The 26,198-nt window shown below is 71.6% G+C and carries 28 protein-coding genes; 17 read left to right on the top strand and 11 right to left on the bottom strand.

The genetic code is table 11. From position 1 onward, the window contains the following. Positions 1-29 precede the first annotated feature (29 nt). From ACIBKX_RS15345 to ACIBKX_RS15335, 3 genes are all read left to right on the top strand, one after another. Positions 30-1,115 (top strand): S-(hydroxymethyl)mycothiol dehydrogenase, encoded by a 1,086-nt coding sequence (locus tag ACIBKX_RS15345; RefSeq protein WP_363276144.1) that lies wholly within the window; start codon positions 30-32, stop codon positions 1,113-1,115. Continuing rightward, positions 1,115-1,762, top strand: a complete 648-nt coding sequence (locus ACIBKX_RS15340; protein WP_363276143.1) for an MBL fold metallo-hydrolase — start codon at positions 1,115-1,117, stop codon at positions 1,760-1,762. The genes ACIBKX_RS15345 and ACIBKX_RS15340 overlap by 1 nt, the downstream gene beginning before the upstream one ends. 200 nt (positions 1,763-1,962) lie before the next feature. After that, positions 1,963-2,682, top strand: coding sequence for a DUF2470 domain-containing protein (locus ACIBKX_RS15335; RefSeq protein ID WP_363276142.1), 720 nt, complete (start codon positions 1,963-1,965; stop codon positions 2,680-2,682). Here the strand turns inward: ACIBKX_RS15335 and ACIBKX_RS15330 are convergent. After that, a complete protein-coding gene (locus ACIBKX_RS15330) occupies positions 2,653-2,952 on the bottom strand; it encodes a DUF1232 domain-containing protein (RefSeq protein WP_363276141.1) in 300 nt (99 codons plus the stop codon). The genes ACIBKX_RS15335 and ACIBKX_RS15330 overlap by 30 nt on opposite strands. Before the next feature lie 221 nt (positions 2,953-3,173). On the opposite strand from ACIBKX_RS15330, the gene ACIBKX_RS15325 reads away from it, so the two are divergent. Further along, the gene (locus tag ACIBKX_RS15325; protein WP_363276140.1) at positions 3,174-4,397 is read left to right on the top strand and encodes an amidohydrolase family protein; all 1,224 of its coding nucleotides are present in this window, start codon (positions 3,174-3,176) and stop codon (positions 4,395-4,397) included. Then, positions 4,390-4,971 carry an isochorismatase family protein gene (locus ACIBKX_RS15320; RefSeq protein WP_363276139.1) on the top strand — a complete coding sequence of 194 codons (582 nt, stop codon included), beginning with the start codon at positions 4,390-4,392 and terminating at the stop codon, positions 4,969-4,971. Before ACIBKX_RS15325 ends, ACIBKX_RS15320 begins: the two co-directional genes overlap by 8 nt. A 22-nt stretch (positions 4,972-4,993) precedes the next feature. Here the strand turns inward: ACIBKX_RS15320 and ACIBKX_RS15315 are convergent, their stop codons facing one another. Continuing rightward, entirely contained in the window at positions 4,994-5,791 is a 798-nt protein-coding gene (locus ACIBKX_RS15315; RefSeq protein WP_363276138.1) for an SDR family NAD(P)-dependent oxidoreductase, read from the bottom strand. Positions 5,792-5,799: 8 nt separating this feature from the next. After that, complete coding sequence (locus ACIBKX_RS15310) at positions 5,800-6,486, bottom strand: helix-turn-helix domain-containing protein (RefSeq protein WP_363276137.1); 687 nt, start codon at positions 6,484-6,486, stop codon at positions 5,800-5,802. Positions 6,487-6,612: 126 nt separating this feature from the next. On the opposite strand from ACIBKX_RS15310, the gene ACIBKX_RS15305 reads away from it, so the two are divergent. Beyond that, entirely contained in the window at positions 6,613-7,281 is a 669-nt protein-coding gene (locus tag ACIBKX_RS15305; protein ID WP_363276136.1) for a hypothetical protein, read from the top strand. Here ACIBKX_RS15305 and ACIBKX_RS15300 read toward each other — a convergent pair. Continuing rightward, positions 7,278-8,453 (bottom strand): lactonase family protein, encoded by a 1,176-nt coding sequence (locus ACIBKX_RS15300; RefSeq protein ID WP_363276135.1) that lies wholly within the window; start codon positions 8,451-8,453, stop codon positions 7,278-7,280. The two genes, ACIBKX_RS15305 and ACIBKX_RS15300, sit on opposite strands and share 4 nt — an antisense overlap. A 482-nt stretch (positions 8,454-8,935) precedes the next feature. On the opposite strand from ACIBKX_RS15300, the gene ACIBKX_RS15295 reads away from it, so the two are divergent. After that, a complete protein-coding gene (locus tag ACIBKX_RS15295; protein WP_363276134.1) occupies positions 8,936-9,286 on the top strand; it encodes an STAS domain-containing protein in 351 nt (116 codons plus the stop codon). A gap of 46 nt (positions 9,287-9,332) precedes the next feature. Here the strand turns inward: ACIBKX_RS15295 and ACIBKX_RS15290 are convergent, their stop codons facing one another. Then, positions 9,333-10,976 (bottom strand): amidohydrolase, encoded by a 1,644-nt coding sequence (locus ACIBKX_RS15290; protein WP_363276133.1) that lies wholly within the window; start codon positions 10,974-10,976, stop codon positions 9,333-9,335. A gap of 104 nt (positions 10,977-11,080) precedes the next feature. Beyond that, on the bottom strand, positions 11,081-11,257 hold the full coding sequence (locus tag ACIBKX_RS15285; RefSeq protein ID WP_363276132.1) for a hypothetical protein: 177 nt from the start codon (positions 11,255-11,257) through the stop codon (positions 11,081-11,083). 90 nt (positions 11,258-11,347) lie between these two features. Between ACIBKX_RS15285 and ACIBKX_RS15280 the strand changes: the two genes are divergently transcribed. Both ACIBKX_RS15280 and ACIBKX_RS15275 read left to right on the top strand, forming a co-directional pair. Further along, positions 11,348-12,805, top strand: coding sequence for a cytosine permease (locus ACIBKX_RS15280; RefSeq protein WP_363276131.1), 1,458 nt, complete (start codon positions 11,348-11,350; stop codon positions 12,803-12,805). Between the two features lie 243 nt (positions 12,806-13,048). Continuing rightward, positions 13,049-13,423, top strand: coding sequence for an STAS domain-containing protein (locus tag ACIBKX_RS15275; protein WP_363276130.1), 375 nt, complete (start codon positions 13,049-13,051; stop codon positions 13,421-13,423). Positions 13,424-13,500: 77 nt separating this feature from the next. Here ACIBKX_RS15275 and ACIBKX_RS15270 read toward each other — a convergent pair whose 3' ends face one another. Next, positions 13,501-15,861 (bottom strand): LuxR C-terminal-related transcriptional regulator, encoded by a 2,361-nt coding sequence (locus tag ACIBKX_RS15270; RefSeq protein WP_363276129.1) that lies wholly within the window; start codon positions 15,859-15,861, stop codon positions 13,501-13,503. Between the two features lie 272 nt (positions 15,862-16,133). Between ACIBKX_RS15270 and ACIBKX_RS15265 the strand changes: the two genes are divergently transcribed. Beyond that, the gene (locus ACIBKX_RS15265; protein WP_363276184.1) at positions 16,134-16,805 is read left to right on the top strand and encodes a TNT domain-containing protein; all 672 of its coding nucleotides are present in this window, start codon (positions 16,134-16,136) and stop codon (positions 16,803-16,805) included. 7 nt (positions 16,806-16,812) lie between these two features. Then, on the top strand, positions 16,813-17,070 hold the full coding sequence (locus ACIBKX_RS15260) for a hypothetical protein (protein WP_363276128.1): 258 nt from the start codon (positions 16,813-16,815) through the stop codon (positions 17,068-17,070). Here ACIBKX_RS15260 and ACIBKX_RS15255 read toward each other — a convergent pair. Genes ACIBKX_RS15255 through ACIBKX_RS15245 form a run of 3 tightly spaced genes read right to left on the bottom strand, consistent with a single transcriptional unit; the run spans position 17,059 to position 19,116 of the window. After that, on the bottom strand, positions 17,059-18,225 hold the full coding sequence (locus tag ACIBKX_RS15255; protein WP_363276127.1) for a GTP-binding protein: 1,167 nt from the start codon (positions 18,223-18,225) through the stop codon (positions 17,059-17,061). The two genes, ACIBKX_RS15260 and ACIBKX_RS15255, sit on opposite strands and share 12 nt — an antisense overlap. A gap of 5 nt (positions 18,226-18,230) precedes the next feature. Further along, entirely contained in the window at positions 18,231-18,401 is a 171-nt protein-coding gene (gene rpmF / locus ACIBKX_RS15250) for a 50S ribosomal protein L32 (protein ID WP_363276126.1), read from the bottom strand. A 58-nt stretch (positions 18,402-18,459) separates the two neighbouring features. Next, on the bottom strand, positions 18,460-19,116 hold the full coding sequence (locus tag ACIBKX_RS15245) for an SDR family NAD(P)-dependent oxidoreductase (protein ID WP_363276125.1): 657 nt from the start codon (positions 19,114-19,116) through the stop codon (positions 18,460-18,462). A gap of 150 nt (positions 19,117-19,266) precedes the next feature. On the opposite strand from ACIBKX_RS15245, the gene ACIBKX_RS15240 reads away from it, so the two are divergent. Then, positions 19,267-19,644 carry a MerR family transcriptional regulator gene (locus ACIBKX_RS15240; protein WP_363276124.1) on the top strand — a complete coding sequence of 126 codons (378 nt, stop codon included), beginning with the start codon at positions 19,267-19,269 and terminating at the stop codon, positions 19,642-19,644. 50 nt (positions 19,645-19,694) lie between these two features. Beyond that, positions 19,695-21,176 carry a membrane-associated oxidoreductase gene (locus ACIBKX_RS15235; RefSeq protein WP_363276123.1) on the top strand — a complete coding sequence of 494 codons (1,482 nt, stop codon included), beginning with the start codon at positions 19,695-19,697 and terminating at the stop codon, positions 21,174-21,176. Here the strand turns inward: ACIBKX_RS15235 and ACIBKX_RS15230 are convergent. Continuing rightward, on the bottom strand, positions 21,163-21,534 hold the full coding sequence (locus ACIBKX_RS15230; RefSeq protein WP_363276122.1) for a hypothetical protein: 372 nt from the start codon (positions 21,532-21,534) through the stop codon (positions 21,163-21,165). The genes ACIBKX_RS15235 and ACIBKX_RS15230 overlap by 14 nt on opposite strands. A gap of 205 nt (positions 21,535-21,739) precedes the next feature. Here ACIBKX_RS15230 and ACIBKX_RS15225 point away from each other — a divergent pair, with 205 nt between their 5' ends. The 4 genes from ACIBKX_RS15225 to ACIBKX_RS15210 all read left to right on the top strand — a co-directional run bounded on the left by ACIBKX_RS15225 (position 21,740) and on the right by ACIBKX_RS15210 (position 26,163). Next, positions 21,740-22,834, top strand: coding sequence for a substrate-binding domain-containing protein (locus ACIBKX_RS15225; RefSeq protein WP_363276121.1), 1,095 nt, complete (start codon positions 21,740-21,742; stop codon positions 22,832-22,834). Positions 22,835-22,925: 91 nt separating this feature from the next. Further along, complete coding sequence (locus ACIBKX_RS15220) at positions 22,926-24,257, top strand: extracellular solute-binding protein (protein ID WP_363276120.1); 1,332 nt, start codon at positions 22,926-22,928, stop codon at positions 24,255-24,257. Between the two features lie 74 nt (positions 24,258-24,331). Further along, positions 24,332-25,303, top strand: coding sequence for a sugar ABC transporter permease (locus ACIBKX_RS15215; protein ID WP_363276119.1), 972 nt, complete (start codon positions 24,332-24,334; stop codon positions 25,301-25,303). After that, positions 25,300-26,163, top strand: coding sequence for a carbohydrate ABC transporter permease (locus ACIBKX_RS15210; RefSeq protein ID WP_363276118.1), 864 nt, complete (start codon positions 25,300-25,302; stop codon positions 26,161-26,163). Before ACIBKX_RS15215 ends, ACIBKX_RS15210 begins: the two co-directional genes overlap by 4 nt. Positions 26,164-26,198 lie beyond the last annotated feature (35 nt).

Genomic DNA, 26,198 nt, shown 5'->3' with positions numbered 1-26,198 from the left:
TGATGCCGAAGAAAAGAAGGGCTGACCTCATGGCGCAGCAGGTACAGGGCGTGATCGCCCGCGCGAAGGGCGAGCCGGTCAGGATCGAGACGATCGTCGTGCCGGATCCGGGGCCCGGGGAGGCCGTGGTGAAGGTGCAGGCGTGCGGGGTCTGCCACACCGATCTGCACTACCGGGAGGGCGGCATCAACGACGACTTCCCCTTCCTCCTCGGCCATGAGGCCGCGGGTGTCGTCGAGTCGGTCGGCGACGGCGTCACCGAGGTCGCGCCCGGCGACTTCGTCATCCTCAACTGGCGTGCGGTGTGCGGCCAGTGCCGCGCCTGTCTGCGCGGCCGGCCCCAGTACTGCTTCGCCACGCACAACGCGAAGCAGAAGATGACCCTCACCGACGGCACCGAGCTGTCGCCCGCGCTCGGCATCGGAGCCTTCGCCGAGAAGACCCTCGTCGCCGCAGGCCAGTGCACCAAGGTCGACCCGGAGGCATCGCCCGCCGCCGCCGGACTCCTCGGCTGCGGTGTCATGGCGGGCATCGGCGCCGCCATCAACACCGGAGAGGTGGGCCGGGGCGACTCGGTCGCCGTCATCGGCTGCGGCGGTGTCGGCAACGCGGCGGTCGTGGGCGCGCGGCTCGCCGGAGCCGCGAGGATCATCGCCGTCGACATCGACGACAAGAAGCTGGAGACGGCCAAGGGCCTCGGGGCCACCCACACCGTCAACTCCCGTGCCACCGACCCGGTCGAGGCGATCCGCGAGCTGACCGGCGGCAACGGCGCCGACGTCGTCATCGAGGCGGTCGGCCGCCCGGAGACGTACGAACAGGCCTTCTACGCCCGTGACTTGGCGGGTACGGTCGTCCTGGTCGGCGTGCCGACCCCGGACATGCGCATCGATCTGCCGCTGCTCGACGTGTTCGGGCGCGGCGGCGCGCTCAAGTCGTCGTGGTACGGCGACTGTCTGCCCTCCCGCGACTTCCCGATGCTCATCGACCTGTACCGGCAGGGCCGGCTCGACCTGGACGCGTTCGTCACCGAGACGATCGCCCTGGAGGACGTGGAGAAGGCCTTCGAGCGGATGCACCACGGAGACGTCCTGCGTTCGGTGGTGGTCTTCTGATGGCGGCCGGCAGCACGGGAGGCGCACGCGTCGACCACCTCGTCACGTCCGGCACGTTCTCCCTCGACGGGGGCACCTGGGACGTCGACAACAACGTATGGATCGTGGGCGACGACAGCGAGGTCGTCGTGATCGACGCCGCGCACGACGCGGACGCGATCGCGGCGGCCGTCGGGGAGCGCCGGGTCGTCGCGATCGTGTGCACGCACGCCCACGACGACCACATCGACGCGGCCCCCGCGCTCGCCGCCCGCACCGGCGCCCCGATCCTGCTGCACCCCGCCGACACGGAGCTGTGGAAGCAGAAGCACCCCGACCGGGCGCCCGACGGCGAGCTGGCCGACGGCCAGGAGCTGACCGTGGCGGGCACGACCCTGCGGGTGCTGCACACGCCCGGCCACTGCCTGGGCGCGGTCAGCCTGTACGCCCCGGAGCTCGGCACCGTGTTCACCGGCGACACGCTCTTCGCGGGCGGGCCGGGGGCTACGGGCCGCTCGTTCAGCGATTTCCCGACGATCGTCGAGTCGATCAGGGAGCGGCTGCTGACCCTGCCGCCCGAGACGGTGGTGCGGACCGGGCACGGCGACAGCACGACGGTCGGCGCGGAGGCGCCGCACCTGGAGGAGTGGATCGCCAGGGGGCACTGAGCCTGAACGGCAGTTGAGCCCGGACGCCAATGGGGTCCAGGCAACGGTCGAGCCTTCTTTCACGGCGGCGGCCTCGCGACTTCGCGGGGCCGCCGCCGGTCTTTCTGGCTTGAGCGGCGCTAGAACGTCGGCCCAGCCTGGTAGCACGGACACTTGATCTCCGATAAGTTAGGCAAGGCTTACCTAATGGAGGTTGACGAATGGGTGTCCGTCACATCAGCACGACCGTGCCCACCGCAGCGCAACGCGCGCGCTCACTGCTCGCCGCCGCGTGGTCCTGCGCGGTGACCACCGAGATCGGCAGGGACGAACTCGTCGGCGCGCACAGCGTCGGCGCGGACGGCACGGTCCTGCTGATCCCGCCGCGCGACAGCGCACTGGCCACCGCGATGATCTGCGCGCCGCGAGGGGAACCGTCCACGCTGCTCGAACTCGCCGATGTCGCTCCCGTGCCGGTCAGGGACCGGATCAGGGCCCGGCTGTTCCTGTCGGGGGCCCTCGTGCCCGAAGGCGACCGCTTCATCTTCGCGCCGACCTGCGCCGTCCTGCACGACGCCGACGGCGAACGGATCGGCATCGACCTCGACGAACTCGCCCTGGCCGCCCCCGATCCCCTCGCCGAGGCGGAGGCCCGCCTGCTCACCCATCTCGCGGATGCGCACGAGGACGCGGTCGAGCAGCTGACCCGGCTCGTGCACGCGGACAGCCTGCACGGCGTGGTGCGCGTACGCCCGCTCGCCATCGACCGGCACGGCCTCACCCTGCGCCTGGAGCGGGCCCGCAGCCAGGCCGACGTACGGCTGCAGTTCGACGAGCCCGTCGAGGACCTCGCCCAGGTGACCGAGCGCATGCACGTCCTGCTGACCAGGGCCCGGCACGTGCGCCGCCCGCTACTGCGCCCCGCGACCCCCGAGTCCTGAGCCCGCCGACGGCGTGGACCGCATCGACCGCAGCGCCAGCACGAGGACCCCGATGTCGTCGAGGAAGACCGGATCGGGCAGCAGATCAGCGGGCAGCACGAGATAGCAGACCGCACCCCAGAACACCCACCGGCGTTCCACCGGCAACCCCGCCCGCCGCAGACCACGGCGTGCCCGGACCAGGCGTACCAGCAGCATGACCGCGACCACGAGCGTCGCGGCCGCCAGGACCCCGGCGGCCACGAGGAGGACCGTGACTTCTGTGCTCATAAGACCCTGACCTCCCGTCCTGAACATCCCCAACATCCTGAACGTCCCGAACGGGCGCTGAGCCCCAGGCTAGACGCACCCGACCGGCAGCGCGCGCATGCGCCGTCCCCCGCCGTCCCCGACCGGACGGCCGCCAGAGCATCCCGCTCCGCCCTCCCATGACGGACGATGGAGGCCGGCATCACCGCCGGCTCCGCCAACTCCGTCCGGGAAAGGTCGAGATGAGCCAGACGTTGATCACGGCAGGGCGGGTTCTGACCGGCCCGAAGGGCGAGCACGTCACGGACGGGGCAGTGCTGACGGACGGCTCCGCCATCGTCGCGGCCGGCCCCCGTGGCGCCGTCGAGCCGATGGCGCCCGCCGGAGCACGGCGGCTCGCCCTGCCCGACACCACCGTGCTGCCCGGCCTCATCGACGCCCATGTCCACCTCGTCTTCGACGCGAGCAAGGACCCGGTGGCCGTCCTCGACGCCCACGACGACGGCACCCTGATGACGGCCATGGAGGAGCGGGCCCGCCAGTTCCTGCACAGCGGCGTCACCACCGTGCGCGATCTGGGCGACCGGGACCGCATCACCCTGCGGCTGCGCGCGGCGATCGCCGCCGGCAGCGTGCCCGGACCACGCGTTCTCGCCGCCACCACACCGATCACCAGCAAGGGCGGCCACTGCTGGTTCCTCGGCGGCGAGGTCGAGGGGGAGGACGAGATCCGCGCCCTGGTCCGCCGCAACGTGGAGCTCGGCGCCGACGTCATCAAGGTGATGGCCACCGGCGGCGGCCTCACCCACGGCGGACCCGCCGCCTGGCAGGCCCAGTTCGGCGCCCCCGAGATCCGCGCCGTCGTCCGTGAGGCGCACGGGGCCGGACTGCCGGTCGCCGCCCATGGACACGGCACCGCGGGGATCGTGGCCGCCGTGATGGCCGGCGTCGACACCATCGAGCACTGCACCTGGATGAACCGCAAGGGCATCGGCCTGCGCGAGGACGTCCTGGACGCCATCGTCGACAAGGGCATCCGGATCTGCCCCACCGTCAGCCCCGACTGGCGGATGCTCCCGATGTTCTTCGGCGCCGAGCGCGCCAAGGCGATGTTCGACCAGGTGCGCACCATGGCCGAGCACGGCGCACGCCTCATCGCGGGGACCGACGCCGGGGTGCAGCGCGCGGGCTGCGACGGACTCGCCCAGAGCCTCGGCTTCTACCAGCACCTGGGCCTCGCACCGGACCGCGTCCTCGACATGGCGACCACGGAGGCCGCCGACGCCCTGGGCATCGCCGACCACGTCGGACGCCTCGCCGCCGGCTACCGCGCCGACATCGTCGCGGTGGGCGGCGACCCCCTCAAGGACGTGGCCGCGCTGGAGGACGTACGCATGGTCATGGCGAACGGCGCGATCGTGCACGGCGCGGGCGGCATCGACGGCAAGATGGTGGACCGTGGATGAGAAGACACCGCGGACCGCGGAACCCGTTCAGGCACTGATCGTCGTCGACATGCAGTCGGCCTTCGTGACCGGCGAGGGCGCCGTGCCCGAAGCCGCCCGCGTCCTGGACCGCACGACCGACCTGATGACACGGGCCCGCGCCGCCGGCGCCCTGGTCGTCCAGCTCCAGAACGACGGCGAGCCCGGAACACCGGACGAACCCGGCACGCCCGGCTGGGAGATACACCTCCCGGTGGACACCGACCGGGGCGAGCGCGTCCTGCGCAAGACCGTCGACGACGGCTTCGAGGAGACCGAACTCGCCGAGCTGCTCCGCGAGTCGGGCGTGGACGCGGTCGCCGTGTGCGGGGTGATGTCGGAGATGTGCGTCATGGCGACCGCGCGTACCGCGCTCGACCTGGACTTCCGCGTCGTCATGCCGCACGACGCGCACGCCACGTACGACATCCGGGCCGCCGAGGGCATCAGCGACGTGGTCCCGGCGGCGATGGTGTCGCGGGTCGCCGAATGGGCCCTCGGCGACGAGATCGAGATCGTCGCGAGGGCCCGTGACGTGGACTTCACCAAGCCGTAGGACTTCGCCGAGCGGCAGGCCTTCACCGCGCGGTGTACGCGCCGTCCACCAGGTGGTAGCTGCCGTGGATGAACGAGGCGCGCTCCGACAGGAGGAAGACGATCAGCTCGGCGACCTCCTCGGAGTGCCCGAGCCGGCCCGCCGGGTGCAGGGCGACCAGGGAGTCGTACGCCTCCTTCGCCATGTTCTGCAGGAGCGGGGTCTCGATGAAGCCGGGGCCGACCGCGTTCACGCGGATGCCCTTGGCGGCGTACTCCGCGGCGGCCGTCTTCGTCAGCCCGACCACGCCGTGCTTGGCGGCCACATAGGCGGGGGAGCCCGCGAAGCCGACCGAGCCGAGGATCGAGGCGACGTTCACGATCGCGCCCGCGCCGGCCGCCTCCATGGCGGGGATTTCGTGGCGCATGGAGTAGAAGACGCCGTCCAGGTTCGTGCGCACGACGCGGTTGTATACGTCGATGTCGTACTCGCCCGTCGGCTTGCTCTCCCCGCCGATGCCCGCGTTGTTCACCGCGAGGTCGAGCCCGCCGAAGGTGTCGACGGCGAACGCCACCGCGGCCTCGACCGACGCGGGCTCGGTGACGTCCACGGCGACGGCCGCGGCCTTGATGCCCTCGGCCGCGAGGTCTTCGGCGGCCTTGCGCGCGCCGTCCGCGTTGTAGTCGGCGATCACGACGTTCGCCCCGCCCTGGCCGAGGCGGCGGGCCGTGGCCAGGCCGATGCCGGAGGCGGCGCCGGTGACCAGCGCGGTCTTTCCGGCGAACTCGGTGGCGTAGTCGGGGAGGGAGGGGACGGAGGAGGTGGCGGGGGTCGTGCTCATGGTGCTCTTCACTTTCCTTCTGCGGTGTGGGGGGCCGCGAGGGCGGCCTCCCCGGTCAGGACGGCGTAGGCCCGCTCCACATGCGCGGCGAGTTCCGCGTCGTCCTCGTGTCCGCCGCGTGCCCAGCTGCGCAGGGCGGCGGTCAGGACCCCGGCGGCGGCGCCGACGACGACGGCCGGGCGCTGGTCCCGGACGGGGTCGGTGCCGAGCCGGTCGGCGATGATCCGGACGGACTCGTCCTGGGCGTCGACCCGGACGCGTTCGTACGCGGCGAACAGTGCCGGTTCCGTGTCGACGAGCGCGAGCAGGGCCCGCGTCCGGGGGCGGCGGTGCCAGCCGGGGGTCTCGGGGTCGGCGAGCCAGTCCTGGACGGCCGCGCGGTAGGCGGCGAGCGGGGGCTCGTCGGCGGGGCGGACGCGCAGCGCCGCGTTGATCCGGTCGCCGTCGGCGCGGGTGAAGTCGAGTGCCGCGGCCTCCTTGCCCGTGAAGTGCCGGCTGAAGGTGCGGCGCGTGACGTCGGCGCGCTCGGCGATGGCCTCCACGGTGACGGCCGCGAGGCCGCGCTCCAGGATCAGGTCGAGCGCCGCGTCGGCGAGCGCCTCCCGCGTCCGGCGGGCCTTGCGCTGCCTGCGGTCCTCACCGCTTGGGCTGCGCTCCGGGGGCCGGGGCGTCTGGGTGGAATCCGTCGCCTTCATGTCTTCGACTGTACACCCATCACGTCCCAATGAGACATCTGTCCCTACGGGACGGAAACTGCGAAGCCCCGGCTGAGACGGGAGAGCCGTCGGTTGTCCCGCTGTCGGCCGGGGTAGGTCCGCACGGTGCTTTCCTTACCCTCTTACGCCCCGTCGTCGACTGCCCGGTTCGCCGCCGAGGGCTATCTGCGTCTGCGCTCGCTGGTTCCGCCGCGCCTGCTGGAGGAGCTCGACCGGGAGGTCGAGCGGCTCGAAAAGCTGGCCGTACGACGGGACTTCGCCATGGCGTCCATGGGTGACTCGCCCCGCCACATGACCACCCTCGGCGGTAACGCCATCGCCAGGGAATCCGTCCTGATCCCGCGTCTGTACGGCGACGTGGAACTCCTGGGCTGGCTCGGCCGGGTGGCGGACCTGCCCGTCGTCGCCGTCGCCGACCCGCTGGAGCGGCATGTCCTGAACGTCCTGCACCGCCCCGGCGACACCCACGGTGCCCACACCGACGACTACCCGCTGGCCCTCGTGCTGTTCACCGAGGCCCCCGCCGATCCGGCCGACGGCGGCCTGCTGCAGTACACCCCCGGCGCGAGTGCCCTCGACGCCCTGGAGGCCACGGCCGTCGAGGCCCATCACCGGCGCGGCGACGGCTACCTCCTGCGGGCCGACACCGCCGCCCACCGGGTCACCGCGCTGCGCAGACCCGGCCTCCGCCGTACCGTGCTGAACTTCGCCTACACCACCGCGGACCGGCAAGCGGTGCGCACGCCCTCCGCCACCCAGCTGTACGAGCCCTAGAGCGGCAGCGCGCACACGGCGACCGGAGCCGCGAACGGCTCGCCAGTCAGGCGCAGTTGCCCCTTCTTGCCCACCCGGAAGACACTCACCGTGCTCGACTTCTGGTTCGCCGCGAACAGCAGCCGCTGCGACGGAGAGAAGGCGATGTGCCGGGGGAAGTCCCCGCCGACCGGCACGGTGTCGAGCAGCCGCAGCCGGGCGCCGCCCGCCTCGACGGCGTACCGGGTCAGGCTGTTGTGCCCGCGATTGGCGAGGAAGGCGAAGTCGCCCTCGCGGGTGACGAGCAACTGCGCCGGATAGCTGGTCCCTTCGCCCGTCCCCGTGGGCTGCGGCTCGCCCGGCGTCAGCCGCCCGCTCGCCGGGTCGTACGCGCAGACGGCCACGGTGTTGTCCACCTCGTTCGCCAGATAGGCGAACCGCCCGGACGGATGGAAGGTGAGATGCCGCGGTCCCGCGCCCGGACGCACGGTGGCGTACGAGACCTGCCGCAGCGTCCCCGCCTTCGGGTCGAGGCGGTAGCTGTAGACGGTGTCGTTGCCCAGGTCCACGGCGAGCACATGTCCGCCGTCCGGGCTGGTCACGATCTGGTGCGCGTGCGGCCCGTCCTGGCCTGGGCCCGGCGGCGGCGCGGAGTGCGTGACCAGATCGGTCAGCTCGCCCAGGGCGCCCGAGCGTTGGATCGGATGGACGGACACGTTCCCGGAGAGATAGTTGGCGCTGAGCAGCCAGCGGCCGTCCGGGTGCACCGACAGATGACAGGGCCCGGCGCCGCCGGTGTCGCGCGAGCCGAGGGCTTCGGGGCCGGAGGGGGAGAGCGCGATCGCCGTCACGCCGCCCTGTTCCCGCTCATTGACGGCGTAGAGCGTCCTGCCCGAGGGGTGGAGACAGAGGTAGGAGGGGTCGGGTACGCCGGTCAGGGTGCCGGTGGCGGTGACGCGTCCCGTGGCATCGTCGTACGTCGCCAGGCCGAGGCCCGTGCCACCGCCGGGCTTGGTCGTGTACGTACCGAGGAAGAGCGGCCGTGTGAGACGTGGCCGCAGGGTCGGGGACAGGGCCGAGGCGGGCGCGGGCGAGGAGACTGCCGCGGCGGCAGCGGTGGCGGCGATCGCTCCGATGAATCCGCGGCGCCCCCAGCCGTTCGCCTCGGGCTCTCCGTCGGACGTCCGGTCCATGCCTGCCTCCATGTCCGTTCCTCATGTGCCGGGGGTGACGCATGTGAAAGACAGAGTGCGGCTCGGGGGCGGCACGGGCAAGAGGCGCAACAAGAGTTGCGTTCTGCGCAATGGAAGGGAGAGGCGTTGGCGGGCGCTCGTGCCGGCGCTATTGAAAGATATTGGAGTAGACCAATGGCGGATTGGGAAATCAGGCGGAACGCGCCCGCAGCGACCCGCCGGCATTGCTCACCTGCGACGTTTCCATCTGGGTGTTGAACAGACGAACGAGCGACTCGGCGCGCGGCTCTCGCGATCGTGAGCCGCCCATGGTATAGACATGTGAAGGAAGTACCCCTCGGCTTGTCCCCGATGCCGGGCGGCTTTCCTCCGGAAGGTCTGTTCTCGTGCACGCTCCCGATCACATCCCCGCTCACGCCCCTGCTCTCCACGCCGCGACGACGCGGAGTTCTCCCCTGCGGCGCTTTCGCCGACGCCTCCGCATGTCCGGCGCCGGCGCACGGCGCCGGAGGCGGGAGGCAGGCATCGCCCGCGTACTCGTCGCAGGCTGTCTGGTCCGTGTCTCGCTCCACGGCGAGATAACGGGACACCAGGCCGACTCGCTGGCAGCCCAGCTGCACCGACTCGTCCAGGACGGCTGCCGGCATCTCGTCGTCGACCTCTCCGAGGTGACCTACCTGGCGCGCGGCGGCGCGACCGTGTTCTTCGGAGTGCTGAGGTCGCTCAAGGACGTCGAGGGCTCCATGCATGTGCGGGGGGCCTGCCCCCGCACCGCCGACACGCTGCACTGTCTGGGGATGGGACGTCTCCTCGCCGACGGCGACGAGTCATAGACCTGATCCCACGACCACGCCCACACCCACGCGCGCACGCCTGGTCCTAGACCGCCTGAGCGCGATGCGTCGTGCGGCCGTCGAGGACGGTCAGCAGCACCGGCACGTCCGGCAGATCCGTGGCCTCGGTGGTCAGCGGGTCCTCGGCCAGCACGGTCAGGTCGGCGCGGCAGCCGACCGCCAGCCGCCCTGCCTCATGCTCGTCGCCCGCCGCGCGGGCCGCGTTCACCGTCATGGCCCGCAGCGCTTCCAGTGCCGTCAGCGCCTGTTCGGGGCCGTGCGGCGGCTGGTCCAGATCGCGGCTCGGGCGGCGGTGCCGGGCGCCAGCCAGCACTCCCAGCGGCGGGAAGGGCGCGATGGGCCAGTCGGAGCCGAGCACGACCGTGGCCCCGGAGTCCCACAGATCGCGGCAGCGCCAGGCGCGCGAGGCCCGCTCGTCGCCGAGGCGGCGCGACCAGTTGTCCGTGTGGTCCGCGCGCGTGAAGTCGCAGCAGTGGGTGGGCTGCATGGAAGCGATCACGCCGAGTTCCGCGAACCGGCGCAGGGTGTCGTCGGGCACCGTCTCGATGTGCTCGACCCGATGCCGTACGCCGTGCCCTCCGGCCGGCAGAGTCCTCTCCCCGGCCGTCATCGCCTTCTCGACGGAGTCGAGGACGTGCCGCACCGCCGCGTCACCGATCGCGTGTGTGGCCGTGGGCACCCCGGCACGGTGCAGCTCGCCGACGACGTCGGTGTAGACGGCGGGATCCGGCCAGAATGCGTGCGTGGACTCGCCGTGACAGTCGGGGCGTTCGAGCCAGGCGGTGCCGTTGTCGATGGTCCCGTCCATGAAGAGCTTGACGCCCTCGACACGCCAGAGCGCGCCACCCGTGCCCTGCTGCTCGATGAGCGCCCGCACCGCGTCGGAGTCGGCGCCCGGCTGGCACCAGGGCGCGACACGCAGCCGCAGCGGCAGCTCGCCGGCCGCGTCGAGTTCGGCGTACAGCGCGAGACTGTCCCCGTTGGCGTCCATCGCGTGCCCACCGGTCAGTCCGGACGCGGCCATCGAGCGCAGCGCGGCGGCGAGCCGGGCGCGCCGCTCGGCGTGCGTGGGCTGCGGGGCGGCGCGCTCGACCAGCTCGCAGGCGGCGTCCTCCAGGAGCAGCCCGGTGGGGCGGCCCGCCGCGTCGCACACCACCTCGGCGGCCTGGTCGAAGGAGCGCGGACCGTCGACACCGGCGAGTTCGAGCGCGCGCGGGCTCGCCAGCATCGAGTGCGCGTCGAACAGCTGGAGCAGCGCCGGTATGCCGTCGAGGACGGGGGAGAGGGCGTCGGCCGCCACCGGCAGGTCACCGAAGACGTTCGGGTCCAGACCCCAGCCGTGCAGCCACGCTCCGGGCGCCAGGGTGCGGATCTCACGGGCGAGCGCCGCGCGTACGTCGTCCAGGTCCGCGCAGCCGGACAGGTCGAGGCCGTGCGTCAGTTCCGCGCCCGAGACGGGGTGCAGATGCCCGTCGACCAGGCCCGGCGTCAGCACGGCGCCCTTGAGGTCGATCACCTCGGTCGACGCGTCCGCGAGCGCGCGGATCGCGCGGTCGTCGCCCAGCGCCGTGATCCGCCCACCGGACACGGCGAGCGCGGTGTCCGGCAGGAACCGGCCCGTGACCGGGTCGAGCAGACGGGCGGAGTGCAGGACGAGACGGCTGTGCACGGGAGACTCCTCGAAGTGCGGTGGTGCGCAGTGCGATGGCGCGACATGCGGTGGTGCGACGTGCGGTGGTGCGGGATTGTCCGGTAACGGCGCCACGCCGGGCGTCACTTCGCGTGTGCGAAGGGCCGGGCGAGGCTGCGAGCGGGCGTCGCGCCGGACCGGTCGGCCGGCAGCGGTGTGCCGTGCCCGGCGTTGCCCATGCCGCCGAAGGCGGTCGGCGCGACGGTGGCCGCCACGACGAATTCCGCACGTCGGGCGGCCGGAGATTTCCGAATTCGCATGCGCTGGACGCTTGACGACATGGCCTCAACGTTATTGAGTGTGCGACCAATAAGCAAGCAGTCGGGCACGACGAGCACCCGGAGGGCCTCATGGCGTCCACGATCCCCGACCCGCCGCACCCGGACACGGACGGCTCTGCCCGGGTGCCGGGGTCCGCGGAGCGCGCGGTCCGCATCGAGGCGCACGGCATCGACCACATTCCCGAACAGGAACGGCACGGCCGCCCGCGGGAATTGTTCTCCGTCTGGGCGGCGGCGAACGTCAACTACCTGAGCCTGGTCGTCGGCGGCGCCCTGATCCTCATGGGCCTGACCCTGTGGCAGGCCCTCGCGGTGCTCTTCGTGGGCAACCTCTTCTGGGCGCTCACCGGATTCCTCGCCGTCTCCGGCCCCGCCGCGGGCGCGCCGAGCGAGGTGATCACCCGTGCCATGTACGGAATCCGCGGCAACCGCGTCAACAACGCCGTCGTCGGCTGGATGATCTCCGTCTGCTACTTCGCCCTGAACCTGGCCGCCGCCTCGGTCGCGGCCTTCTCCCTCGTCGAGAAGGCCGGCATCACGCCGAACACCGGCGTCAAGATCGTCGTCATCATGGTCATCGCCGCGCTCACCCTGACCATCAGCGTCTTCGGCCACGCCATGATCATGAAGCTCTATCTCCCGATCACCCTGGCCCTGGCCGCCGCGTTCGCCGTCGTCGCCGTCAGCGTGATCGACCACACCGACTTCACCTACGTGCCCGCCGAGCCGCTGAGCGGCGTCGACCTCTGGGCGACCGTGATCGCCGGTGTCACGCTGATCGCCTCCGGGCCGCTCTCGTACACGACCAGCGCCGACTTCTCCCGCTATCTGCCCGGTACGACGCGGAAGAGGGCGGTCGTGGGCTGGACGCTCCTCGGCGGCTTCGTGCCCAGCATGACCGTCTGCTCCCTCGGGGTGTTCGCGGCGACCGCCGTCGACATGACCGACCCGCAGTCGGCGCTGGAGCAGATCCTGCCGAGCTGGTTCACCCCCGTCTTCCTGCTCGCCCTGATCCTCGGCACGATCTCCATCAACGCACTGACCGCCTACAGCGCCGGTCTCGCCCTGCAGGCCGTCGGGCTGCGCATCCGCCGTTCGTTCAGCGTCGTCATCGACGGGATCGCCGCCGTCTCGCTGACCCTGTACGGACTCCTGGCCTCCACCCTCCTCGACACCGTCAGCAATGTCCTCCAGCTCACGGTGGTCCTGCTCGGCCCCAGCACGGCCGTCTACGCCACGGACATCGTGCTGCGCCGCAACCGCTACGACGGGCTCGCCCTCACGGACGAGACCCGCGACAGCCCCTTCTGGTTCACCGGCGGCGTCAACTGGGCGGGCGCGGCGGCCCTCGCGGCCGGAGTCACCGCCGCCGCGCTGTGCGTGAACACCGCCTACACGGGCCCGGTCGCCGACGCCCTGGGCGGCGTGGACCTCGCCCTGCCCGCCGGTATGGTCGTGGCGTCCGTGGCCTATGTGTTCCTCACGCGGTACGCCCGTGACCGGTTCGCCGGGATGCCGCGGGCATGAGCCACCGGGCCCATTTCCCTCATCGGGCTACGGAGAGTAACTGGCGGAAATTCCCCGCCAACTTGCCCCCAACGGTGGCCAGTAGCGGAACCATGAGGCATGAATGGCATCTGAACGGGCAAGATGTAGATGCCATACTCGGTGCCGCCCCAGACCTCGGCGGTGTCCGTCTCGGTCGGGCAGGCCGAGTCGCTCACGATTTCGTCACTCTTCGTAGCGGGGAAGGGACTTTGGGGGTAGCCCATGGGCATATCCGACCCGAGCTTTGGGCTGCGTCACCGTGTGGTCGACGGACTGACCGTGCTGACCCTCCACGGTGAGCTGGACGCCTGGGCGGAGCAGGAACTTGAGCCGTGTTTAAGGGAGTTGCTGGACCGCTCGGGCTCCGACGTGGTCGTGGACCTGCGTGAGGTCACCTTTCTGGACGCCGGGGGGCTGCGCCTGCTGGTGCGGATCAGAAACCGGACGATCGCGGGAGGCCGCTCCCTCAGACTCGTCCGCACCCGCCCCCGCGTCTGGCGGGTGCTGCGCATCACCCGGCTCGACAGCAGCTTCACCGTCCTGGACACGCTCCCCGCCGAACTGGACGTCCCCGACGGCGACGACATCCCGGCGTGACGATGTGACGACATCCGACGTGACCACATCCCGGCGTGACGACGTCCGGGCCCGTCGCGCGTCGTGGGTCCGACGGCTCACTCGAGGCCGGTGATCTGCGTCCGCGAGGTCAGCCCCAACTTCGTCAGGATGTGCTCGACATGAGCGTCCACCGTCCGCTTCGAGACGACGAGCCGCTCGGCGATCTCGCGGTTGGTCAGCCGCTCGGCGACCAGCGCGGCCACCTCCCGCTCCCGATGTGTCAGCCCACCCGACCCCGACCGTCCCGCGGAGCGACCGCGCGCCGCGTCGCCCGCGGAGTCCTGCGCCGCCGGGACGGCGTCGGCACGGGGCAGTTCGTCCCTGTCGTCCACCGCGTACGTCACCACCGCCGCACCGTCCAGCGCCGCGCCACGCGCGTACAGATCCTCGTACGCCGTATCGCCGAGGGCGGCCCGCGCCGCCGCCGCTGCCGTGCGCTGCTCCTCCAGGAGGATGTCCATGCCGAACAGCGCGCAGCCGATCCGGTCCCAGATCGACTGGGCGGCGCCGAGCAGCCAGGCGGCCCGCTCGCCGCGCCCTGACTCCGCCGCCGACCAGGCGAGCAGCTCCAGGGCGATGCCCGTACCGAACTGGTCGTCGACCGCCTGCTTGAGGACGAGCACCTCGCCGAGCCGGTCCCGCTCGGCGGCCCGTTCGTCCGCCGACTCCGGGAACGCCGTCGGGCGGCCGCGGGCCCGCCACAGCGCCAACTGCCGGTACAGCAGGATGTAGCTGCGGGTCCAGCACTCTCCGGGCGCCGCGTCCAGTACCCCGAGACCCTCCCCGGACACCTTCCACGCGTGCTCGGGGTCGCCCGCCAACGCCGCCCCGAAGGTCTGCTCGAAGGCGGCGATCACAAGCCCGTCCAGATCCCCGAGCTTGCGGAACCTGCGGCGTGCCTCGTCCAGGTCGCGGTGCGCCTGGGGGAGTTGGACCCGCGTCATGGCGAGGGCGCCCCGGTACTGGATCGCGTACGCGGCGCCGTGCTCGTCGCCGATCCGCTCGGCCGTCGCGAGGGACTCCAGGATGCTCGACTCGGCCTCCTCGTTCGCCCCCACGCACATCTGGATCCAGCCGAGGCGGTGCAGTGCCTCGACCCGCTCGGGGCAGTCGTGTACGACCGTGCCCACGGCCTCCCGCAGCCACCGCTCGCCCTCCCGCAGCCGCCCCGCGGTGATCCAGTGGGTCCACAGCCGGGTGGCGAGGGCGAGCCCCCGCAGCGCGAGCGCGGAGTCGTCGGCGCCCACGGAGTGGTTCAGGGCGAGCCGGAAGTCCCGCATCCGCCGGCTGACGGCGGTGAGCCGCCGCGCCTGCGCGTCGGAGTGGAAGGGGCTGTCCGCGCGCTCGGCGATCTCCTCCAGGTGGGTGAGGTGGCGCAGCCGGTAGGTCTCTTCCTCGCCGCTTCCGGCGAGCCGCTCGGCGCCGTACTCGCGCAGGGTGTCGAGGAGCCGGTAGCGGGTCGGCTCGGCGTCGGTGCGCAGCACCACCGACTTGTCGACCAGGCCGATGAGCTGTTCGAGGACCTCCTCCGAAGGGAGCGCGCCGCCACCGCACACCGTCTCGGCGGCCTCGGCCTCGAAGTCCGACGCGAACACGGACAGCCGCCGCCACAGCAGCTGCTCCTGCGGCGTGCACAGGTCGTGGCTCCAGTCGATGGTGGCGCGCAGCGTCCGGTGGTGGCCCGGGGCCGCCCCGCGCCGTCCGCCCGTCAGCGCCTGGAGCCGTCCCTGGAGGCGGGCCGCCAGCTCGCCGAGCGACAGCGCCCGCAGCCGGACGACCGCGAGCTCGATGGCCAGCGGCATGCCCTCCACCCAGCGGCACACCGACACGACGTCCGGGCGGTTCGCCTCGGTCAGGGTGAATCCGGGCACCGCCGCAGCGGCCCGCTCCGCGAAGAGCCGTACCGCCTCGTCGTCGGTCGGCAGCGGTGTGATCGGCAGCGCGTACTCGCCGGGAACGTCCAGGGGTTGGCGGCTGGTGGCGAGGACCGTGACGCCGGGCGCGATCCGCAGCATCAGGTCGGCCAGCATCGCGCAGGCGTCGAGGAGATGTTCACAGGTGTCGAGGACGAGCAGCAGCCGGCGCTCGGCGAGATATGCGGCGAGCAGCCCCACGGGATCGCGGTCGCCCTGCTCGGAGAGCCCGAGCGCCCCGGCCACCGTGTGCGGGAGCAGCACCGGGTCGTGCAGCGACGACAGCTCCACGAAGCATGCCCGGTCGGGGAAGCGCGGCAGCGCCGCGCGGGCGGCCCGCAGCGCGAGGCGGGTCTTGCCGACGCCGCCGGGGCCCGTGAGCGTCACGAGCCGGGCCTTGCCCAAGAGAGCGCCGACCTCCCGCAGTTCACGCTCTCGCCCGATGAATCCGGTGACTTCCAGCGGTAACTCGCCGGCAGGCTCCCGGACATGTCCAAGCCGCATTCCCTGCTCGCCCCTCCGCTGCCCGCCGTACCCCCCGAGTGGGACCCCTCAAGGCTACGCCGTGCGGGCTGTGCCGTGACGCGGTTACGCACCGATCAGCCGGGCCGGGGGAGCTCCCGGACGTGATGGCCGGTTTCGGCTCGCCGCCACGGGAGTCGGCCACCGAGAGCCACCGCTCGGATACGGTGTGCGAGTTGTCGCCGTCCGGCGCCTCCTGTTCCATCCCCTGTCCCCGTGGACCCGCGAGGAGTTGTTGAGTGGACCGCAGTTCTGTGATCCGGATCCGTGCCGTGCTTGCCGCCCTGGGAGTCGCGACCGCCATGGCCGCCGCACCCGCCGCGACGGCGGCGGCGGAGCCCAAGGCCGCTGTGGCGTCGAAGCCGCACGAGCCCTGCACCGGTGAGTTCCAGGGCGACGCCAGGCTGGGCCCGAAGTGGCTGCCCAAGAAGTGGCAGGAGCCGGTCGGCCCGCTGCTCAAGGGATGGAAGCGGACGGGCGGCCTCGAGCCGTCGTCGTTCCTCAAGAAGTACTGGGAGGGACCCGCGGACTCGGGCAGCTGGAAGTACCCGCCGAACGACGGCTTCGGCACGGTGAACGGCCAGATCGACAAACACCCCGAGGAGCTCGAGGAAGGCGAGCTGCTCGACCGCTTCGGCTCCGAGTACGGTTCGTACCTGGCCCCGGCAGGCGACCCGTACGCCAAGCGCGCGCTGCCCCCGCAGAACCTCAACACCCGTGACGCCGCGGTCGCCTGCGACTACCGCGTCTACGAGGTGAGCAAGCCGTTCTATGTCTGGCAGGGCAGTATCGCGCCCTGGTTCGAGCAGCCCGGCGGCGGCCAGCAGATCAAGCTCGACCCGGTCTTCCTCGACCCGGGCGAGGGCCAGCGTCTGAACGTGAAGTGGCTCCTCGACCACGGCTACCTCGAGCCCGCGAAGAGCTAGTACGCCGATGGACGTCAGTGGACTGCCCGCGGACATCAGTGGACTGCCGGCCGCCCTGCGCGCGGCCGGTGTCGCCGACGGCTACTACTGGATCGAGGGCGTCCACGAACCGGTCCCCACGCCTCCCGACTTCGTGTACCTGCGGAGGACCGCGGGCGGCGGGGCGTGGGAGACGGGGACGTACGAACGAGGCACCTACGCGCCGCTCGCCCGGTACACGGACGAGGCGGCGGCCTGCGCGGCGTTGCTGCGGCTACTGGTGTGACACGGCGAGCACCTCGTGCTCGCAGGCGTCGTCGACGCCATAGGTGTCCCAGGCGGGGAACGAGTCGAGGGGCGGCAGGCTCTCGCCCTCGGCCATCAGGCAGCCGGCCAGCGCCGCACGCAGCGCCTCGGCGCGCAGCCCGGTGCCGATGAAGACCAGCTCCTGCCCGTGGAGGTCCTCCGCGTCGCGCGCGGCGGACGGCTCGAACCGGGCGACCGAGCCCGCCTGTGACCACAATCCGGTCACGTCCGGGCGACTGGCGAGCCAGAAGAATCCCTTGGAGCGCAGCACGTCCCCGAACGCCCCGCCGTCCATCTCCTGCGTGACGAAGTTCCACAGCCGGCCCGGATGGAAGGGCAGTTCGGAACGGAAGACGGTGCTGGAGATGCCGTACTCCTCGGTCTCCGGCACATGGTCCCCGTTCAGCTCACGCACCCAGCCCGGCGCCTGCTGGGCCCGCTCCAGGTCGAACAGGCCGGTCCCCAGGAGCTGGGCCGGCTCCACCCGGCCGTGGGTGGCGGTGACGACACGGGCGAGCGGGTTGAGGCGGGCGAGGGCCGCGCCGAGCCGCTCGGCGTCCCGCTCGTCCACCAGGTCGAGCTTGTTGAGGACGATGACGTCCGCGAACTCGACCTGGTCCACCAGCAGATCGCTGACGGTGCGCTCGTCCTCCTCGTACTGGTCGAGCCCCCGCTCGGCCAGACCGTCTCCGCCCGCCAGTTCCGGCAGGAAGTTGGCGGCGTCGACGACCGTCACCATCGTGTCGAGCCGGGCGAGATCGCCGAGGGTGGCGCCGTCGTCGCGCGGGAACTCGAAGGTCGCGGCGACCGGCATCGGTTCGGAGATGCCGCTGGACTCGATGAGGAGGTAGTCGAAGTTGCCCGCCCTGGCCAGCCGCTCGACCTCCTCCAGGAGATCGTCCCGCAGGGTGCAGCAGATGCACCCGTTGGTCATCTCCACGAGCCGCTCCTCGGTGCGGGAGAGCGCGGCCTCGCCGCCGCGCACCAGGGCGGCGTCGATGTTGATCTCGCTCATGTCATTGACGATCACCGCGACGCGGAGGCCTTCGCGGTTGCCCAGGACATGGTTGAGCAGGGTCGTCTTGCCCGCGCCGAGGAAGCCGGACAGGACGGTGACGGGCAGGCGCTCGGTCATTCCCGTCAGCCTTCGGGGCGCAGCAGGCCGCGCTCGTAGGCCTTGGCGAGGCGCTGGGGGACGAGGTAGGAGGAGCCGTCGACGGTGACGGGCACGAGCTGCGGGGTGCTGGCCTTCCACTGGGCGCGGCGGTGGCGGGTGTTGCTGCGGGACATCTTGCGCTTGGGCACGGCCATGGGTTCTCAGGTCCTTTCTCGGTGCTGCGCCGCAGACGCTATATGAAAATGGGTCCCATTACGAATTAGCGCCGTGCAGGACTTCCCGCTGCCAGTCGGGACGCTTCTGGGTGTGCAGGCGCCAGTAGTGCTCGGCGATGTCGTCGGGATCGAAGGCCGTGCCAGGGGCGACGGGGCCGGCCACCGTCACACTGGCCACGTGCACACCGCTGGGCCCGTATTCGAGGTCGAGGAGGCGTACCAGCGTCCGCACTCCGGCCTTGCCCAGCGAGAGACTGACGTACTGCGGCTTGGGCTCGGGCATGCCGCCGGTCACGAGGAACGACCCGCTTCCGCGCGCGGCCATCACGGGCGCGACGTGCGCGGCGGCGGTGAGCGCGCCGACCACATTGACCGCCCAGGTGTCCATGTGTGCCTGGACCGACAGTTCACTGGGTGCGTCGGGCCGGATCGCGGCCGCGTTGTACACCACCGCGTCCGGCGGGCCGAGTTCGGCGGACGCCGCGTCCAGGGCGGTCCGCAACGCCGTCTCGTCGGTGCTGTCGGCGGTCAGTGGCACCACCGGTACGCCGAATCCGGCAAGGGCGGCGGCCGACTCCTCCACCGTCGCCCGGGAACGCGCCAGCAACGCGACCGGCAGCCCCTCCCGTGCGAAGCGCCGGGCCACGGCCCGGCCGATTCCGGGGCCCGCCCCGATGATCACCACTCCTGACATCGCTGTCCCCTCTCGCTGATGGCTGATGGCCGATGGCCGATGGCTGGCGGCTCACGGCCGATGACTGATCGCTGATCTCCGATCGCCGACAATGGGGAAGCTAAGGCCTGCCATTGATGTGAAGGTCAACCGTGGGAGCGGGGGAGTCGCATGCGGATCGGTGAACTGGCGGCGCGGTCGGGAGTAAGCCGACGGCTGCTGCGCTACTACGAGGAGCAGGGGCTGCTGCGGCCGGTCCGGGGGCTCAACGGCTATCGCGACTACGCCGATTCGGACGTCGCCACGGTGCGCAACATCCGCGCGCTGCTCGACGCGGGACTGCCCACCGCGGTCATCGGCAAGATCCTGGACTGCGTCCACGAAGACGGTGAGCGGCTGGTTCCCGCGCCCTGCCCCGGCATGGTCGATCACCTCAACCGTGAACACGCCCGGATATCCGATTCCATCGCCGGGCTCCAGGCCTCCCAGCGGGCACTGGGCACCCTGCTGTCCGCCGCCGTGCGGCCCACGGAGCCGGGGAAATCCTGATCCCGGACCGGAGTTGACAGCCCGAACACGACCGCGACAGCATCCCGCCGATGGAGATCATGGACCTGACCCCGGCGGAACGACGTGTGTGGCAGGCGTTTCCGCTGGGCGAGGGCGTCGACTTCCGCGAGAGCGCGGACGACGACCCCCGCGACGGTGGGTCCTGGGGCCCCGAACGGACCGTGCGCGCCCATGTGCTGCGTGCGCTGCTGCTCAACGGGCCCGCCCAGGAAGGCGAGATAGCCGGCCTGAAGGTGTGGGGCGCGCGCATCACCGGGACGCTCGACCTTCGATACGGGACCGTCGAGCACCCCGTCCGGCTGCGGTCCTGCCACTTCGAGGAGACGCCGAATCTGTACGGGGCCCAGCTCCGCGCCCTGGTGCTCAGCGACTCGGCCCTGCCGGGGCTGACCGCGGGTACCCTCCGCGTCGATCTGGTCCTGCGGATCAGCTGCTGCCGGATTCCGGGGCCCGTACGGCTCGCCGGAGCGCAGATATCCGGCGCCCTCTTCGCCAACGGGGCGGAGCTCGGCACGCCACGCGCCGCCGATGAGACGGGCGAGCCGGAGGCGGCGCTGCAGCTCAACCACGCGACGATCGGCACCGACGTATGGGCCGTCGGCCTGATCGCCCACGGCCAGGTCCGGCTGAAGGGCGCCACCGTCGGCGGCCAGGTCAATCTCGACGACGCCGAACTCAGTGCCCCCGGTGAGGTGGCCCTGCACGCCGAGACCCTCTCCGTCGGCACCGATGTGCGGGCCATGCGGCTGCGGGCCGACGGAACGGTCGATCTGAGCGGCGCCAGAATCCCGCGGCACGTCAATCTCGCGTACGCCCGGCTCTCCCACCCCGGCGGCTCGGCGCTGCGGGCCAGCAGTTGCGTCATCGGAGAGCTGTGGCTGCGGGAGGCCGCGCGGATCGACGGGGCGGTGAATCTGCGCCGCTCCCAGCTGGATCTGCTGCACGTCCCGCCGGAGGTCTGGCCCGACCAGGTCAAGCTCGACGGCCTGGTGTACGGCAGGCTCGCCCCGCACCTGCCCGCCGAGCGGCGCCTCCCGCTGCTCGAACGCGAGGCGGCGGGCTATCCCCCGCAGGGCTACGAGCAGTTGACCGCCGCCTACCGCACCGTGGGCGACGAGGCCGCCGCCCGTACCGTCCAACTGGCCAAGCTCCGCCGCCACCGGCGCACCCTGCCCCCGTACGCCAGGGTCTGGGGTCACCTCCAGGACGTGACCGTCGGCTACGGCTTCCGTCCGATGCGCGCGGCCTGCTGGCTGATGGTGCTGCTGCTCACCGGGGCGCTCGCCTTCGCGCTCAGGAATCCGCGCCCGCTGAAGTCCGGCGAGGCCCCGGACTTCAACCCGGTGTTCTACACCCTCGACCTGCTCCTGCCGATCATCGGCTTCGGCCAGGAGTCGGCGTTCGCCCCGCAGGGCTGGTACCAGTGGCTCTCGTACCTCCTGATCGCCACCGGGTGGGTCCTGGTCACCACGGTCGCCGCGGGCATCTCGCGCTCGCTCAGCCGGCAGTGACACCGGTGACCGCGAGCGCCCAGGCGATGTAGGCGGCGTTCACGGCGAGACGGCCGGCCACGCCCCAGGGGCTGCCGAGGAATCCCGTACGCGTACGGGTGTGGAAGGCGGCGTCGATGTGCGAGACCTGGAAGACGCAGAGCAGCGCGACGGCGGCCCAGCCGCCTGCCGTGCGGCTCGCGGGCGTCAACAGCAGCCCCGCCGTGGCCAGTTCGGCCAGCGCGCTCCCGACGACGAACGTGGCGGGGGAGGGCAGCCAGAGCGGAACCAGGCCGCGGAAGTAGCCGGGGAACAGGAAGTGCGTGACGGCCGTGACGGTCAGGAGGGCCGCGAGTGCCGGGGCTGCGAGATCGGACATGCGGCGATGATCGGGGCGGCGACGCCATCACGTATTGAACAGAACGCGCGCGATCGTCCGCTGGGACCACCGAACGAACGGCATCGTCGTCTTGGGCGCAACGCGTGCGATCGCCGCTCTGGACACGGCCGGGGTACCGATCGATATCCTCCGGCGAAACGCTCAAACGAACACCCGATGGGCACGTCGCGAGGGGGTCGGCAGCATGCGGGAGCCGAGGGATGTCAGGCGGCAGCGGATCCTCGCGGTCGTGGAGTCACGCGGGGAGGCGCGGCTGAGCGATCTCGCCGAGGACCTCGAGGTGTCGGTGATCACCGTGCGCCGCGACGTCGAGGACCTCGCACGCGAGGGCAGGCTGCGGCGCGGCCACGGCGTGGCGCGCTCGGTCGGACCGGTGGAGCGGACCGCCCCGGCCGCCGAGCCGGTGATGGACGGCGAGGCCGTGGCCCTGATGGTGCCGGAGCGGCACACCTATCTGTACGAGACGATGCACGGGGCCCGCGGCGCCCTGACCGAGGCCGGCGTCCGCGTCGCCCTGCACATCGCGCCGCAGGTGGCGGGCGCCGAACGGCCGTTGGTGGAGCGGGTGTTGGCCGAAGGCGTACGAGGGCTGCTCATCGCCCCGCGCTGGCGCACCGCGGCCGAGGAGGAGGCGGACTACGCCTGGCTCGCCGAGACCGGTGTGCCCACGGTGGTGATGGAGCGGCGGCCCCGCACGGGCAGCGTCCTGCACGCGATGGACGCCGTCTGCACCGACCACTGGTACGGCATCCATCTCGCCGTCGACCACCTCGTCCGGCTCGGACACCGCAGGATCGTCCTCGCGGCGCGGGACGACAGCCCCACGGCCCGCGCGCTGCGCACGGCCTTCACCGAGATCGCCGCGGCCCGGCCGGAGATCGAGGACTGGACGGTGGTGCTCAGCGCCCGCGACGCCGGCCCCGGCAGGGCGCGCGAACCGCTCGACCTCGCCGCGCTGTTGCGTGAACGCGGGGCCACGGCCGCCGTGCTGCACGGCGACGTCGACGCGCTGATGCTCGTCCAGCAGCTCATCGACCACGGCGTACGGGTGCCGCAGGACTGCTCGGTGGTGGCGTACGACGACGTGGTGGCCGCGCTCGGCAGCACCCCGCTGACCGCCGTGTCGCCGCCGAAGCACCAGGTGGGACGGGTGGCGGCCGAGCTGCTGCTGCGCAGGCTCGGCGAGCCGCGGGAGCCGGGTGCGGTGGGGACGCGGCGAGTTGAGCTGCTGCCGGAGCTGAAGGTGCGGGGATCCACCACCCGGCGCGCGATCGTTTGACCGCTTAAGTTTCTTTTGATCGGTGTATTGACCGGCATCGTTCACGCGATCAGGATTCCCGTGTCCCGAACAAGAGCCGCGGGAGGCACCCATGCCCGGTCGACCGAGCCGCCGGTCCCTGCTCGCCGTGACAGCCGTGGTTCCCGCGGCGGGCGCGCTGAGCGCCTGCTCCGGCAGCAACGGCCGTACGTCGCGCACCAAGGGCGGCACCACACGCATCACCTTCTGGTCCGCGCTGCGCGGCAGCCAGGAAGTGGTCGACGCGTTCAACAAGAGCCACGACCGCATCCAGGTCGATTTCCAGCAGATCCCGTCGGGGGCGCAGGGCGGTTACGCCAAGCTCAGCAACGCCGCACGGGCCGGCAACGCCCCGGACGTCGCCACCCTCGAATACCCGCAGGTCCCCGGCTTCGCCATCGACGGCGTCGCCAGGGACATCACCGGGCTGCTGTCCGACCGGCTGCGCACCAAGCTGCTGCCGCAGGCCCTCGGCCTCACCACGTTCGAGAAGCGGGTCTTCAGCGTTCCGCTCGACGTCGAACCGATGGTCCTGCACTACCGCACCGACCTGTTCGACCGGTTCGGACTCCAAGTGCCGCGCACCTGGGACGAGTTCAGCCAGACCGCGCGCACGGTCCGCGAGAAGTCCCGCGACCGGAGGCTCGCGCTCTTCCCCACGGACGGATTCACCCAGTTCGCCGCGTGGGCGTGGCAGGCCGGCGCCCAGTGGTTCGACACCCGTGGCGGTGCCTGGAACGTGTCGCTCGCCGACCGGCCGACCCGGAAGGTCGCCGCGTACTGGCAGCGGCTCATCGACGAGGAGCTGCTCCTCGTGAACGCCTCGGAGAGCAGACAGTCCGACGCCCAGATCGGGCAGGGTCTCGTCCTGACCCGGCTCAGCGGCGCCTGGGACGCGGGCGCCCAGATGAACGCGCGGCCGGGCCAGAAGGGCCAGTGGGCCATCGCACCGCTCCCGCAGTGGGACCCCGCGCACCCGGTCGTCGGCACCCACGGCGGTTCCACCTTCGCCGTCACCAAGGACAGCCGCAGCCCCGAAGCGGCCATGGAGTTCATCGAGTGGCAGGTCTCGCACCCCGACGCGCTGCGTGCCCGCCTCTCCAGCGGTACCAGCAGCCAGTACCCCGCCGTGCCCGGCCTGGTCTCCGTGGGCCGCGCCGCCTTCGACCGCGGCTACTACTCGGGCCAGGACATCTACCGCCTCTTCGAGGAACAGGCCGCCACGATCGGCGACGGCTGGGTCTGGGGACCCCGGATGACCGCGACCCAGCGCGTGATGCAGGACGGCTTCGCCCGCGCGGGCGGCGGCCAGGGCTCGCTCATCGACGCCGTACGCGCCGCGCACGACGGCACCATGCCCGACCTCAAGGCCCTCGGCCTCGCCACCTCCGAGCACAGCACATGACCGGCCCGCGGACCGACCGTCGCGGCCGCCCGTACGCCGCCGCCGTACCCCGACAGAAAGGCAGGTGACCCCCGATGACCACGACCGCGCCCCCGGCCCGCGCCACCCGCACGGCCGCCGCCGCACCCGCCGGACGCGGTGCCCGCGCCAGTGCCCGCCGCCGCGAACACCTGGCGTGCGGCGTCCTGATGACCCCCTTCCTCGTCCTCCTGGCGACCGTCTTCCTGATCCCCGTCGGCACCGCCGTCTGGCTGAGCTTCTTCAGCGACGACCAGCCGGGCCTCGGCTTCGGCCCGGAACGCACCGTCTTCGTCGGCCTGCGCAGCTACACGGCCGTCCTCACCGACCCGACCTTCCTCGGCAGCCTCGGCGTGGTCGCCCTCTACTGCCTCATCTACATCCCGCTCATGGTGATCGGTGCCCTCGCCCTCGCGCTGCTGCTCGACTCGGGTGTCGTACGCCTGCGGGCCTGGGCGCAGTTGAGCCTCTTCCTGCCGCACGCGGTGCCGGGCATCATCGCCGCACTCATCTGGCTCTACCTCTACACGCCGGGACTCAGCCCGGTCGTCGAACTGCTCGCCAAGGGCGACATCACCGTTGACTTCCTCGGTGTGCACACGGTGCTCCCGTCCATCGTGAACATCGCCCTGTGGAGCAACCTCGGCTACAACATGGTGATCTTCTACGCCGCCCTGCAGGCCGTGCCCCGCGAGGTCATCGAGGCGGCCGTCGTCGACGGCGCGGGACCGGTGCGCACCGCGCTCCAGGTCAAGGCGCCGCTGGTGCGCTCCTCGATCGTGATGGTCGCCATGTTCACCCTGATCTGGGCGCTCCAGCTGTTCACCGAGCCGATGCTGCTCAGCCAGTCGTCCCCGATGATCAACTCGCGCTTCTCGCCCTCGATGTACATCTACGACGCCGCCTTCACCCGCAACAACTACGGCCTTGCCGCCGCGGCCTCGGTGATCCTGCTGCTCTGCACGGTCGCCCTGTCGTACGGCGTCACCCGCTGGACGAACCGCTCCCAGAAGGAGGCCGCGCGATGAGCGCCGACACCCTCACCGCCGGACGCCCCCGCCTCCTGGGCCGCACCGTCGTCAACACCGTGGTCGGCATCGCGGTGCTCTACACGCTGCTGCCCGTCCTGTGGCTGGTCCTCGCCGCGTCCAAGAACCGGGACGCGCTGTTCGGCAGCGACTTCTTCTCGCCGGCCGACTTCTCCTTCGTACAGAATCTGCGCGACCTCTTCGCGATGGACGGCGGGCTCTACGGCCGCTGGTACACCAACAGCCTGCTGTACGCGGTGCTCGGCGCCGCGCTCAGTGCCCTGATCAGCGTCGCCTGCGGCTACGCCTTCGACAAGTACCGCTTCCGGCACAAGGAGAAGGTGTTCGGCCTGGTGCTCGCGGCGGTGATGGTGCCGCAGACGGTGCTCGCGCTGCCGCTGTATCTCATGGCATCGGCGACCGGCGTCGTCGACACCTTCTGGGCGGTGTTCATACCGGTCCTGTTCAACCCGTTCGGCGTGTATCTGGGGCGGATCTTCAGCCAGGGATACGTTCCCGACGAGGTGCTCGAAGCGGCGCGGGTGGACGGCGCGGGAGAGCTCACCACCTATGTGCGGGTCGCCCTGCGGATGCTCGGGCCCGGACTGGTGACGGTGTTCCTCTTCCAGCTGACCGCCATCTGGAACAACTTCTTCCTGCCCATGGTGATGCTGTCGGACGAGAAGCTGTATCCCGTCAGCCTCGGCCTCTACACCTGGAACAGCTCCGCCAGCGTCTCGCCCGAGTACTACCCCGTGGTGATCATGGGCTCGCTCCTCGCGGTCCTCCCGCTCATCCTCGCCTTCGTCCTGCTCCAGCGGTTCTGGAAGTCGGGCCTCACCGCGGGATCGGTCAAGTGAGCCATGGGACCGGCCGAGTGAGCAACGGGACCGGT

Origin of the sequence: Streptomyces sp. NPDC050658 (assembly GCF_044457025.1) — a bacterium.
Classification (GTDB): Bacteria; Actinomycetota; Actinomycetes; order Streptomycetales; family Streptomycetaceae; genus Streptomyces.
This window is presented reverse-complemented; position numbering and strand designations above follow the sequence as displayed.